The sequence below is a fragment of the Nostoc sp. CmiVER01 genome (assembly GCF_034531135.2).
Taxonomy (GTDB): Bacteria; Cyanobacteriota; Cyanobacteriia; order Cyanobacteriales; family Nostocaceae; genus Nostoc.
This window is the reverse complement of record NZ_JAVRBU020000022.1, coordinates 68,844-82,052: the sequence shown is the minus strand read 5'-3', so window position 1 is coordinate 82,052 and position 13,209 is coordinate 68,844. Positions and strand designations below refer to the sequence as shown.

Genomic DNA, 13,209 nt, shown 5'->3' with positions numbered 1-13,209 from the left:
CGCCTAATTCGTAATTAGTAATTCGTAAAAAAAATATCCCCCTCCCCCCAGCGAAGAAGGGGATAAATTCTACTTACACCCTAAAGACTGGCGAGTATCTACACCAGTTTTAGAATTAACACCACTTGCCTTAACACAAAGTTTCTTCACTTGCGTCCCATCTAAAATTGCATTTGTAAAATCAGCACCTGTGACATTTACATCATCAAAAATAGAACGCAGCATCATTGCATCAGTTAATACAGCATCACTTAAATCAGCATCCTTAAACTGTGTTAAATAGGCTATACCTTCACTAAAATCAGCACCATGCAGATTTACTCCCTCCAGCAGAGTACCGTTAAACACGACACCACGTAAGTCAGCACTGCTAAAATTAGCATTCTCTAATTTGAGATTGGTGAACTCAGTACCAACTAAACTTTGACCAGAGTAATCCTTGCCCTTGAGTTCATCATTACCTACAGAACGGGTAATACTGGAAGAACTTGCAGCTTGCGCCGATAGGGGAAAGCAAAAAAGAACCATCGCTAAGACAAAGCTAGCTAACAGTCGCCAATATTTCATAATGTCTTCTTAATAAATCTCAACACTTGCACCATTAACTATTAAAGCTTATGGAAGGGGACAAGGGAGTGGGGAGCAGAGGGGACAAGGTGACAAAAGTTTAGAACTTCCAACAAGTCTTTCCCCTTGTTTCCAATTCTCCTTGTCCCTAAATCCTCTTTCCCATGCCCAATGCCCAAATTCAATACATAAGACTGTCAAACCAGAAAGCATCTCGTAGGATTATAGATGTTGAGGTGCGACGCCTAACGGCAAGTTGCTCCGCATCTACGCAAAATTATCTGTGGTTAATCAAGAAGACAACGCCCAATCTCTGGCGCGAACCCCTTTATATCAACTGGGTTTAGAACTTAAAGCACGCTTTACCAGCTTTGGCGGTTGGGAAATGCCTGTGCAATTTAGTGGCATTAGCCGCGAACACGAGGCTGTAAGAAATACAGCCGGAATGTTTGATATTTCTCACATGGGCAAATTTACCCTCCAAGGTAAAAACCTCATTTCCCAACTCCAGCCTCTAGTGCCTTCAGACTTGAGTCGATTGCAACCTGGTCAAGCACAATACACCGTATTGTTAAATCCCCAAGCTGGAATTATTGACGATATCATTGTTTATTACCAAGGTGAAGACACTATTGGTATACAGAAGGCATTCATCATCGTCAATGCAGCAACCTCTGCTAAAGATAAAGCATGGCTATTGCAACACCTTGACCTGGATAAAGTGCAATTCCAAGACCTTTCACCAGATAAAGCCTTAATTGCCGTGCAAGGGCCAAAAGCGATTAAATACCTCCAACCCTTAGTGCAAGAAGACTTACAACCAATTAAAGCCTTCGGACATTTAGAAACAACCCTACTAGGGAAACCTGCTTTCCTGGCCCGCACAGGTTACACCGGGGAAGATGGCTTTGAGGTGATGGTAGACCCGGATGTGGGGGTAGAATTGTGGTTAAGTCTCTATAATGCTGGTGTTATCCCCTGTGGACTCGGTGCGAGAGACACTCTGCGGCTAGAAGCGGCGATGGCACTTTACGGACAAGATATCGATGACACCACCACACCTTTAGAAGCAGGTTTGGGGTGGCTAGTTCACCTAGATACCAAAGGCGAATTTATTGGTCGGGAAATTTTAGCACAGCAAAAAGCCATTGGAGTGCAGCGCCGATTAGTGGGTTTGCAAACCCAAGGACGCAACATTGCCCGTCACGGCTATCAAGTGTTATCAGTAGGTAAAGTTGTGGGAGAAGTTACCAGTGGTACTCTATCGCCTACACTTGGTTATCCTATTGCCTTAGCTTATGTTCCTACTCAATTAGCAACCATCGGTCAACAGCTAGAAGTCGAAATTCGCGGCAAAGCTTACCCAGGAGTTGTAGTTAAACGTCCCTTTTTTCGGTCAAAAAATCGTGTCGCCAACTGATAAGCGTCGAGGTTTTTGAGGAATAATGTGTTGTGAGTTAGTCAATGTACATACAGTAAGGTTCATTACTAAATATGGCTTGGATGACTGTTGGGGCAATAATTTTTTTGATAAGGGAGAGGAAGTGATATGTCTTTTGAATATCCTCAAGATTTCAGATACCTGGATTCTCATGAATACGTGCGAATAGATGGTGAAATTGCCACCATTGGTATTACTGAATTTGCTGTACATGAATTGGGCGATATCGTCTTTTTAGAACTGCCAGAAATTGGTGACGCTCTTACTAGGGGAGAAAACTTTGGCACAATTGAATCAGTAAAAGCCGTTGAAGAATTGAATTCACCAGTGACAGGCACAGTTATAGAACGCAATGAAGCTTTAATTAATTCTCCTGAAGACGTGTCAGAAGACCCTTACGGAGAAGGGTGGTTTTTGAAAGTGCGCGTCAATGACCCTGATGAAGTTGAGGATGCTTTGACCGCCGATGAGTATCGCGCACAAGTAGAAGGGGAGTAGGGAGTCAAGGGGCAGGGGGCAGGGGGAAAAACTGCAAATATCTTTTCTCCCCAATTCTTCCCGCTCTCTGCTCCCTTGCCTCTTTTATCTGCCGTGGAATGAAGGGGGGAACATGGGTTGAATCCTCATTCTTTTCTATCCCCCTTGCTCCCTGCTCCCTGCCCCCTCCCTCTTTCCACTGCCCACCCAAAGATAAGTCATGAAATTTAGATGAATTGAAAAGTTACACCTACTTCTCATGAGTATTTATTGCAAAATATGAAATAGTACCATCTGGAGAGTAATTTGTGGTATTGAACGCCCCTATTCTCAAGTCTAATGAGCAGCAAGTGCTGGACGAAAAAAGTCAAAAGTTAAGTAGTTTTGTGCCAAGACACATTGGCCCTAACTCCGATGATATCCAGCTTATGCTTAAGGTTTTGGGGTTTCCTAGCCTGGATGCTCTAATCAACCAAACAGTCCCGCAGGCAATTCGGCTGAAGCAACCGTTAAAGTTACCAGAAGCTGAAAGTGAGTATGCAGCACAGACATCATTAAAAGAAGTTGCTGCCAAAAATCAGGTTTTCCGTTCATACATCGGTATGGGATATTACGACACTATTACCCCACCTGTGATTGGGCGTAATATCCTAGAAAACCCCGGTTGGTATACTGCCTACACTCCTTATCAGCCAGAAATTGCCCAAGGGCGACTAGAAGCATTGCTAAATTTCCAAACCCTAATTATCGACTTAACAGGTTTGGAAATCGCTAATGCTTCCTTACTTGATGAAGCCACAGCAGCAGCTGAAGCGATGAGCCTAAGCTATGGTGTTTGTAAAAATCAGGCAAATGCCTATTTCGTCTCTGGTGACTGTCATCCCCAAACTATCGACGTGTTGCAAACACGCGCTAAACCATTAGGGATTAAGATTGTTGTTGGCGATCATCAAACATTTGATTTTGATCAACCAATTTTTGGGGCTGTTCTGCAATACCCCGCTAGTGATGGGACTATTTACGACTACCGCGCTTTTATAGAAAAAGCCCATGCTAAGGGTGCATTGGTGACGGTAGCAGCAGATCCTTTAAGTTTAACTTTGCTGACCCCTCCTGGGGAATTTGGCGCTGATATTGCTGTGGGTAGCACTCAGAGGTTCGGTATTCCATTGGGGTTTGGGGGGCCTCACGCGGCATACTTTGCTACGAAGGAAGAGTATAAGCGGCTGGTTCCAGGGCGAATTGTGGGAGTCTCAAAAGATGCTCAAGGTAAGCCTGCATTGCGTCTTGCCTTGCAAACTCGCGAACAGCACATCCGCCGTGAAAAAGCTACTAGTAATATTTGTACAGCACAGGTGCTACTGGCGGTAATGGCGAGTATGTACGCCGTCTATCATGGCCCAGATGGACTGAAACAAATTGCTGAAACCATCCACTCATTAACGGTGTTGTTGGCACAAGGACTGAAGCGTTTGGGTTACAAGGTTGTTTCCGAATCTTTCTTTGATACGCTGCGAGTAGAATTGGGAACACACAATTTAAAAAATATTCTGACAACTGCTGAACAACTTCAAATTAACCTGCGGGTTTTTGATACAACTGCTGTTGGTATCTCACTGGATGAAACCACTACACCAGAAGACTTAATTGACCTCTGGCATATTTTCGCTGGTACAGATGATTTACCTTTTACCCTAGAAGAATTAACTTCTCCCTCTGTTCCCCATCTCTCCCTGTGCCGCACAAGTAGATATCTCACCCACCCAGTTTTTAACCGCTATCACTCAGAAACTGAGTTGTTGCGCTATTTGCACAAGCTAGAAAGCAAGGATTTGTCGCTAACAACATCAATGATTCCTTTGGGGTCATGCACAATGAAGTTGAATGCGACAGCTGAGATGATTCCGGTAAGTTGGGAAGAATTTGGCAAGATTCACCCGTTTGCACCTGTGTCGCAAACACAGGGTTATCAAATGTTGTTTGAGCAACTTGAGGCATGGTTAGCTGAAATTACCGGGTTTGCTGGTATTTCTCTACAACCAAATGCTGGTTCTCAGGGTGAATACACGGGACTTTTAGTAATTCGCCAGTATCACGAAAGCCGGGGTGAAGCACACCGTAATGTTTGTTTGATTCCCACTTCGGCACATGGGACAAATCCAGCCAGTGCGGTGATGTGCGGGATGAAGGTGGTGGCAGTTGCCTGTGACTCACAAGGTAATATTGACGTTGATGACCTGAAGAGTAAGGCAGAAAAACACAGTAATGAACTAGCCGCCTTAATGGTGACATATCCCTCAACTCATGGTGTTTTTGAGGAGCCAATTCAGGAAATCTGCGCTGTTGTCCATAGTCACGGTGGGCAAGTTTACATGGATGGGGCAAATATGAACGCTCAAGTAGGGATTTGCCGTCCTGGAGATATTGGCGCGGATGTCTGCCATTTAAACTTGCATAAAACCTTCTGTATTCCTCATGGTGGCGGTGGCCCTGGTATGGGGCCCATTGGGATAGCCTCTCATCTTGTGCCTTTTCTCCCTGGACATCCTGTGGTAGGGACTGGGGAAGAAATTTCTAATTCCCAACGTATTGGTGCTGTGGCGGCTGCACCTTGGGGTAGTGCTAGTATCTTGGTGATTTCTTGGATGTACATTGCCATGATGGGCGCAGATGGTTTAACCGAAGCAACTAAGGTGGCGATTCTCAATGCTAACTACATCGCTAAGAGACTGGAATCGTACTATCCGGTTTTGTATCAGGGGAAAAATGGTCTAGTTGCCCATGAATGTATTTTAGATTTACGATCGCTCAAAAAATCAGCTGCGATCGAAATTGATGATGTTGCCAAGCGTCTTATAGACTACGGTTTCCATGCGCCGACTGTCTCCTGGCCTGTAGGGGGTACAATCATGGTGGAACCTACAGAAAGTGAATCTAAACAAGAGTTAGATCGTTTTTGTGATGCGTTGATTTCTATTCGCCAAGAAATCGCCGAAATAGAATCAGGTAAGGTGGATGCTCAAGATAATGTTTTGAAGAACGCACCCCATACTGCTGAAAGTCTCATCACCAGCGAATGGCATCATCCCTATTCTCGTGAACAAGCTGCTTATCCTGCGCCTTGGACTCGTGAGTATAAATTCTGGCCGGCTGTTGGTCGCATTGATGCAGCCTTTGGTGATAGGAATTTTGTTTGTTCTTGTTTGCCAATGGATGCTTATTAAAATTAAGTGAGGAGTTAGGAGACGCGATTAATTGCGTCTGTACAAGAGTTAGGAGTTTTAATTCCTAACTCTTCTAATTCTTCTCGTAAAGATAAAGGCTGATACCCCAATGCGAATGCTTTGGAACTATCCAAAGAAACATCTGCTGGTCTAGGCGCTGCCATTTTCACATCTTGTTGACGGCAGGATTTAAGACCGATGGCGGGAAGTTGAAATACCTCAACTAATATTTTTCCAAAATCATAACGTGAAATTCGCTCTTTTCCACCTAAATGAATGATGCCGTTAACTTTTTCCAATGCTAATAAAAGTCCTTTGGCGGCAGTTGTTCCACTCACTGGAGTGCGAAATTCATCAATAAATAAATTTAGTTCTTTTTCTGCTTGTAAAGTCTCAATAAATGGCTGAATAAAGCTGTTTGCTGTGGGTGTTTCTGCACCAAACATTAACGGCATCCGACACACTGCTGTCATGGGATATCTTTCTAGCATACCTACTTCTGCCATGACTTTTTGCTCACCGTAAAGATTCACAGGGCACACGGCATCTGTTTCTCTATATGGAGCATTTAAACCATCAAAAACCAAATCGGTTGAGGTAAAAGCACAAGGAATAGAATCATCCGCGCAAAGTCCGGCAATATTGCAGGATGCTATAACGTTAATTGCGTGCGATTCTTCAGGGTGGGTTTGACAAAAATTTGGTTTTGATTGTGCGGCAGTATGAACCACTGCTGTTGGTTTTATATGACTAAAGATGCGCTGCAATTCCTGAAAATTTGTTAAGTTTGCTTTTAACATTTTTATGCCAGGAATCTCTAAAGGATGGGATAAATAAGTACCATAAATCTCCCATTCTTGTTTTGCAAGCTTGCAAATATGCCATCCTAAAAAACCACTTGCTCCGGTGATTAACAATTTTTTCATGTCTAATCGTAAACCGCTCAAGAAAAAATCTTTGTTATAGCAAGCTTCTATTTTACACTGAATGGTGGTTATAAAATCCTATTGCACTAATTCCTGAAACTGCTTTTCACTACGCACTTTTCTAAAGTCTGGGTCAGTTTTTGCTAACTTCTTGTATTTATCAGGAACAAACTGGATTGCTTTATCTAGGTTCTCAATTGCTAATTCGAGATTGTTTTGTAAAGCATAAGAGCAAGCTTTATTGTAATATGCTTGGTGCAAATCCGGCTTGATGGCGATCGCTTTATTATAAGACGCGATCGCATCTTGGTAGCGATGGAGTTTTGTTAGAGCAATGCCTCGGTTAATTAAGGCTTCATATTTGCCGGGTTGAATGGCGATCGCTTTGTCGTAAGATGCTATCGCGTCTTGGTAGCGTTGCAACGATGTTAAGGCTATGCCACGATTATACCAGGCTTCATCTTTGTTGGGTTGGATAGCGATCGCTTGGTCGTAAGATGCGATCGCGTCTTGGTAACGTTGCAACGATGTTAAAGCTATGCCACGGTTAATCCAAGCTTCAGGACTTTCAACTTTGATGGCGATCGCTTTGTCATAAGCTTTTATTGCATCTTCGTAACGGTGTCCATCTAATAAATTATTCCCTTGATGAAAGAAATCTTCTACTTTTTGAGTAGCCTTCGCTTCTATAAAAAGCTGGGTTACATTACTTTCTTGCACAACTTTTGTAGTATTTTCTGTTGATGAGTTTGCCCCACCACTACAACCAAATGCGAAGAAACCTATCAAGCTAGATGCAACCAAGCAGTGCCGAAAAACCATGCTGTACCTACAAAACTTATAAGATAATGTTAAAGACTGTTTGTTTTCTGAGTATTATCAAAATACACTACTTTTTACCCATTAATTTCCTTATATTCTAAGAAATAGCTTTGTTGATAATGCATATAAGCTAGTTAAGCTCAAGTGTATGTTACATTATCATATTAAATACACATAAAGCAATTATTTAGGGTCTGTTTCACTCAAAAAACAATCATTTGTGTTGCTATCGCAATCTGTGTAGGAGTTACGAACAAAAAGATCCCCGACTTGTTGAATTAAGTCGGGGATCTAAGCCTTTCGGTGTAAAGCGAATCAAATAGGATTACTATATTTACGTTGCGTAGGCGTAGCCCGTTGTAGACATCGCATTTTTGTGGTATTATTAATAACAGTGTGATCTTATTAGTACAGCACAGTGTAAATCAAGCTACCATCTCAATTAAAAAGACTTAAGGCTTAAGCTCAAATTGCTACTAATATAAGCGTTTCAAATTATCTTAGTCCCATTCAATTCTGAAACTTTATTAAGACTCTAACTTTAATATAAACAGATTTTTACATAACATTTACTTTCTTAAAGTTTAATTTAAATCAGTTTTGATGCAGCGACTAATAAGAGTAGTTTCATTCTACAAAGCCTTAATATTAAGATAGGTTATATAAAGATTTATAACTAATTTCCAAAATCTTGGAACTAAGTATAATAATTTAATTAATTATTCCTAATAAATGAAATTAGTTAAAACTCTGCGTTGCTTTGCGTTTACATTGCGCTCGTCTGCATTGAAAAACGTGACAATTTTACGCACACAAAGCTGTAGTAAGACTAAATTTCAAATAAGAGCATTGTTGCAAATGGCATTTAAAGGATCGTAACTATGAAAACCTTTTTTGCATTAGCACTAACCCTATCAGCGCTTCCTATATCTATTTCTGCATCAATTAATCCTGCGATCGCACAATCAACTCCTGTTGAACCTACTGTTTCAATACGAGCATTTAATTTTCCTACCTTCTATATTCGTCATCGCAATTTCTTTGGCGAAATTAGCCCCATTTCAAGTTCTCTAGACAGAGCAGACGCAAGATTTACAGTTAGATCGGGGTTAGCGTCTTCTAACTGTGTTTCATTTGAATCCTCAAATTTTCCAGGATACTACTTAAGACATCAGAATTTTACAATTGTATTAGCTCCTAATGACAATACTACGCTGTTCAAAAATGATGCAACGTTTTGTATAAAACCAGGTTTAGCAAGTTTAACAAACGTTTCTTTTCAGTCATATAATTTCCCTACTTACTATATACGCCACAAAAACTTTAAGCTATATATTGACCCGTATAGCACTGATAGTGTGTTTTTCAACGATGCCACTTTTACACTAGTAGCACCGTTCATTCCCTAGCCAGGGTAGCTATAGACGTAGAAAATAGCAGCATCCTCAGCCAGTAATTGTGGTAAATATAGCCTCAAAGCATACGTCTGTTTTTAACTTTTGCAAAAACAGATGTATGCTTTGGTGATAATACACTCTGGCTGTGCAAGCTTAACTAATTCCAAACACCGACTCGACAGTTGACTTAATCGAATCTCTTGCATCCTTCAAAGTTTGGCTAATGGGATGTTTTGCCTGCAAGAATGCGCGGGCACAATTGCGTCCCGGCATTCCCGAAATGGAACCACCTGGATGAGTCCCTGCACCAGTCAAAAATAGATTATCAATTGGCGTTTTGTAATTGGCTATTTCTGGTAAGGGACGGAAAAATATCATCTGATCCAGGGTCATGTCAACATGGTAATAATTCCCTTTGTACGCACCTAATCTTTCTCCTAGTTCTGCTGGACTTTCTACACGACGGGCGATAGTTGCATCTTTGACATTTGGTGCATAATTTGCCAACTTATCAACCACTTTATCTGCAACTTTGTTTTTCAATTCATCTGTCCAACCAGTCCCTTTTAAACCAGTACCTTCTGCACCGGCAATTTGATAAGGAGCAAAAAACTCAATCCATACGGTGTGCTTACCTGGTGGTGCTAATGTGGGATCTAAGTAGCTAGGCATCACCACATACATTGATGGGTCAGCATCAGGAATTTCTCCCAAGGTACATTTACTATGAGCCTGTTCGACATGAGCCACGGAATCGGCAATCAAGATAGAACCAACGAGATATTCGTCTTTATGAGCGTGGTATGGAAAGCGCAGTGGTTCGTCCAAAGCTAAGTCTATCTTGAGGATGGTTTCGTTGTTGTTAACGATGCGGCGTTCTAATCTTTCCCATAAATCTGGGTCGGCTCCATCGATATCACTTTTATCAGTCATTTGTAAAAATAACCGCTTGGCATCGATATTAGAAATAACCCCGTATTTAGCGCGATATTCTTTACCGCCAGCCACTCGGACACCAACGGCTTTTCCATCATCAATTAAAACTTTTTCAACATGCTGGTCTGTGAGAATAACGCCACCTTTGCTTGTGACTAAATTCACCAAAGCTTGCACAAGTGCGCCAGTTCCGCCGCGTGGTCTGGCCATTCCAGGGTTGTGACGCATCGCCATCATAATTGCACCAATGGCAAGGGTTTTTTGCGATGGCGGCGCACCAAGTTCTGCTGCAAGTCTGGCTAATGGCGCTTTTAAAAATTCCTCATCAAACCACTCGTTAAGTAAATCCTCGGCGCTGGTTAGCATGGTGCGAATAAAGTCCAGCGTTTTGTTTGGCGAACCAATAACCGAAAATAAATCTTTGAATTTTTTGATATCGTAGTTGCCAACAATATCTATAATTGACTTTGGCGGTGCATTAAACATCGGAATCATTGCACCGATCGCTCGTTGCCAATAATCTACAAATTCTGCGTATTTTTTAGCATCACGTTCATTATAACGAGCGATTTCTGCACAAGTTTTTTCTAACGATTTATGTGCTAAGAAATACTTACCATCAGGATGAGGACAGAAAACAACTGGATCGCACTCCAAATAATGCAATCCGTATTTTTCTAGTTCTAATTCTTCAACTACTGGCCCTAAATGAATAAATTCATGGTCAATAGCACACAAGTTAAATTTAAATCCAGGAGCCTCTTGTGGTAAACATTCTTCAGTTGTTGCTGCACCACCTGGAACAGAACGCTTTTCTAGTAACAGGACGCTATAACCAGCTTTCAGCAAATAAGCTGCACAAACTAACCCATTGTGTCCAGCACCAATTAGCACAACATCATACTCTTGCATAGTTTAAATTTAGAAATAAGTAGCTTTCTAAATAGTAGAAACATTTTACTACTTTTACATCATCCTTCAGTAGCAAAAATTATTTTTAACTACTGCCTATATTACTAAGGAGATAATATTTCTGATGATGGTATTTGCCTCATTTGAGTTTCTACGAGAAGCACTAAACTACCAGTTTCTACTTTTATATCTTTAATATGAAACACCATATCTTCCCATTTAAAATATGGTATATTCATCCATTCTTTGGCTTTTTGCATTAAAGCTGTAACTACTTCGATGGAAATTCCCCCTCCCTCAGTACAGTTAAAACTCTCTAGCATCGCAGGTTGTGAACTAGTGCGTGGGCGGGCGATCGCAGTGTAAGCCAAAGGGCGAGTATTTCCCTTTTCCTTTAACAGCACTCTTCCTCTACATTCTATTTTGCCATCACCAGGTAAAAATATTTCAATTTTTTGCGCCTCAAAACTCACAATTCTACCATCTACATCCAAATCAAAATCTTGCATCTTGCGGCGAACAAAGTCTGATGCCAAGGTGCGGTTCATATCTACTTCTGTGAGTATAATCCGGGCAATGGCATTTACTGGCTTATTGAGTTCTATTTGACCAAAAATAGCACTTAAAGGATTGATATTAATACTTTCTGTTTGCAGTTTTATTTCTTGTACGCGAATATCTTCTTGGATTACTAATCCTTGCCCTGCAACCGTAACTCCATCCGCCTCCCCCTGAACTATTTTCAACAGATCGGTTTGTACATCTATTTCAATTTTTTCTACGTCATCTAGCTTTTCAGATATTCTTCTTTCAGCTTCTTGCGATAGAAATTGTTCTTCCAACCGATGCTCATCAGGCATAAATTAATAATCTCCTAAATATCCTCTACTATTTACTGTAAAGGCTAGATCCTAATGAGCGGATCTATATTGCGGTATATGCAAATTGGCGGATTGAGTAATCAAGTAGAAAGTATTGTTTGTCTTTTAAGTTTTGCTTTTTTGGTAACAACCATTTTTACACCACCGCTAGGGACAATTGTAATACCACGACGGACTGGATGTACTGGACGTTTATCAGTAAGGCTTAGTTCAAAATGAGATAATATTATGGCTGTTACTAATTTTAGTTCATACATAGAAAATGCCGCACCAATGCAACCACGATAACCTCCACCAAATGGTAAATATTCATAAGGCGAAAACTTTTGGTTGAGGAATCTTTCTGGACGAAACTGTTCTGGTTCTGTGTAAGTCTCACTTCGGCGATGTGCTAAATAAATACAAGGAACTAAAATTGTTTCTGAGGTAAATTTATGCTCCATAATTTCTACTTTATCTTTTACCATTCGCGGTGTGCAAATTAAAGCAATAGGATGAATTCGCAGTGTTTCTTGACAGACGGCGGTAAGATAAGGTAATTGTATGATTGCTTCAGGATTTGTGAGATCGTCCAAGGTATTTAGTTCTTGCATGAGCCGATGTTTCACATCTAGATGAGAGTGAATTAAATAAAATATCCAGGCTAATACGCCAGATGTAGTTTCGTAACCCAATAGCAATAATGAGACTAGTTGATCGCGTAATTCTTCATCTGTCATTTGTTGTCCATTTACGTCACGCGCTGACATTAGCATACTGAGAATATCTGTACGCATAGCAGTATTTTGCAAACGTCTTTCAGAAATTTCTGCATAGATGAGTTTATCAATTTGCTCTCGTCTTTTTAAGAAAGCTCCCCAAGGACTCCATGCACCTAAATCTTGTTGCAGCAAAGGAAAGAAAAACAAGCTAGAATACCAAGGCTTAGTTACATCTTCTAATAAAGAACTTAATTTCTCTTTTAATTCTTGGTAACGCACACCATGAGTAATTCCAAATACCACTTGCAAGATAATTTCTAAAGTTATATTTGACATTAAGTTGTGTATACAAATATTTGTACATAATGTCCAATTTTGTGTAGCTTCTTCAGTTATTTGACAAATTGCTTGTCCATAAGATTTTAAATTATCGCCATGAAATGCTGGTAATAATAACTGCCTTTGTTGTTGGTGCGATCGCGCTTCTTGAAATACAATGGATTTTTCTCCAAACAAGGGTTTAAACACATGGGTTGCTTTCTTAAAATCTAACTTGTGTACAGGGATGGAAAAACAATCACTAATTGCTTGGGGATGGCTAAAAAATACTATCGGTGGCGACTTTAAACCCATTACCTGTACTGTGAAAATATCACCATACTTAGCAGCATTATTTTCTAAAAACTTTGTTGGTTCAGCAATTAATTGCAGAGTTTGTAGCAACGCTGGTGTGCGTAAATTATCAAATAGTTTCATTGTTTATTCGATAGTTTTAGGATTTAAAAAGGCGCAAATAATTCAATCTGCTTGGGTTAAGGCTTAATTCTCTCTAATACTCCTTAAAAAAGATGCAATTAGAGCAAGATTTTTTAATATTTTGAGAGGATCGCCGAGAATTAATCACTATTAATTTTTACAAAGTTAA

At 40.6% G+C, this 13,209-nt stretch carries 10 protein-coding genes; 4 read left to right on the top strand and 6 right to left on the bottom strand.

Features of this window, described 5'->3' with window-relative positions:
- Nucleotides 1-69: 69 nt before the first annotated feature.
- A complete protein-coding gene (locus RMZ43_RS30740; RefSeq protein WP_322654983.1) occupies nucleotides 70-567 on the bottom strand; it encodes a pentapeptide repeat-containing protein in 498 nt (165 codons plus the stop codon).
- 283 nt (nucleotides 568-850) lie between these two features.
- On the opposite strand from RMZ43_RS30740, the gene gcvT reads away from it, so the two are divergent.
- The 3 genes from gcvT to gcvP all read left to right on the top strand — a co-directional run bounded on the left by gcvT (nucleotide 851) and on the right by gcvP (nucleotide 5,709).
- Nucleotides 851-1,987, top strand: a complete 1,137-nt coding sequence (gcvT, locus tag RMZ43_RS30735) for a glycine cleavage system aminomethyltransferase GcvT (RefSeq protein WP_322654982.1) — start codon at nucleotides 851-853, stop codon at nucleotides 1,985-1,987.
- A 129-nt stretch (nucleotides 1,988-2,116) separates the two neighbouring features.
- Nucleotides 2,117-2,506 (top strand): glycine cleavage system protein GcvH, encoded by a 390-nt coding sequence (gene gcvH, locus RMZ43_RS30730; RefSeq protein WP_100899443.1) that lies wholly within the window; start codon nucleotides 2,117-2,119, stop codon nucleotides 2,504-2,506.
- Between the two features lie 287 nt (nucleotides 2,507-2,793).
- Nucleotides 2,794-5,709, top strand: a complete 2,916-nt coding sequence (gcvP, locus tag RMZ43_RS30725; protein ID WP_322650519.1) for an aminomethyl-transferring glycine dehydrogenase — start codon at nucleotides 2,794-2,796, stop codon at nucleotides 5,707-5,709.
- A gap of 14 nt (nucleotides 5,710-5,723) precedes the next feature.
- Here gcvP and RMZ43_RS30720 read toward each other — a convergent pair whose 3' ends face one another.
- Both RMZ43_RS30720 and RMZ43_RS30715 read right to left on the bottom strand, forming a co-directional pair.
- Complete coding sequence (locus RMZ43_RS30720) at nucleotides 5,724-6,635, bottom strand: SDR family oxidoreductase (RefSeq protein ID WP_322650520.1); 912 nt, start codon at nucleotides 6,633-6,635, stop codon at nucleotides 5,724-5,726.
- Between the two features lie 78 nt (nucleotides 6,636-6,713).
- Complete coding sequence (locus tag RMZ43_RS30715) at nucleotides 6,714-7,457, bottom strand: tetratricopeptide repeat protein (RefSeq protein WP_322650521.1); 744 nt, start codon at nucleotides 7,455-7,457, stop codon at nucleotides 6,714-6,716.
- 881 nt (nucleotides 7,458-8,338) lie between these two features.
- Here RMZ43_RS30715 and RMZ43_RS30710 point away from each other — a divergent pair.
- Nucleotides 8,339-8,866, top strand: coding sequence for an AbfB domain-containing protein (locus RMZ43_RS30710; protein WP_322654981.1), 528 nt, complete (start codon nucleotides 8,339-8,341; stop codon nucleotides 8,864-8,866).
- Between the two features lie 141 nt (nucleotides 8,867-9,007).
- Here RMZ43_RS30710 and crtO read toward each other — a convergent pair whose 3' ends face one another.
- The 3 genes from crtO to RMZ43_RS30695 all read right to left on the bottom strand — a co-directional run bounded on the left by crtO (nucleotide 9,008) and on the right by RMZ43_RS30695 (nucleotide 13,040).
- Nucleotides 9,008-10,702, bottom strand: a complete 1,695-nt coding sequence (gene crtO / locus RMZ43_RS30705; RefSeq protein ID WP_322654980.1) for a beta-carotene ketolase CrtO — start codon at nucleotides 10,700-10,702, stop codon at nucleotides 9,008-9,010.
- Nucleotides 10,703-10,806: 104 nt separating this feature from the next.
- Entirely contained in the window at nucleotides 10,807-11,562 is a 756-nt protein-coding gene (locus tag RMZ43_RS30700) for an LmeA family phospholipid-binding protein (protein WP_322654979.1), read from the bottom strand.
- A gap of 101 nt (nucleotides 11,563-11,663) precedes the next feature.
- Nucleotides 11,664-13,040 (bottom strand): cytochrome P450, encoded by a 1,377-nt coding sequence (locus RMZ43_RS30695; protein WP_322654978.1) that lies wholly within the window; start codon nucleotides 13,038-13,040, stop codon nucleotides 11,664-11,666.
- Nucleotides 13,041-13,209: the final 169 nt, after the last annotated feature.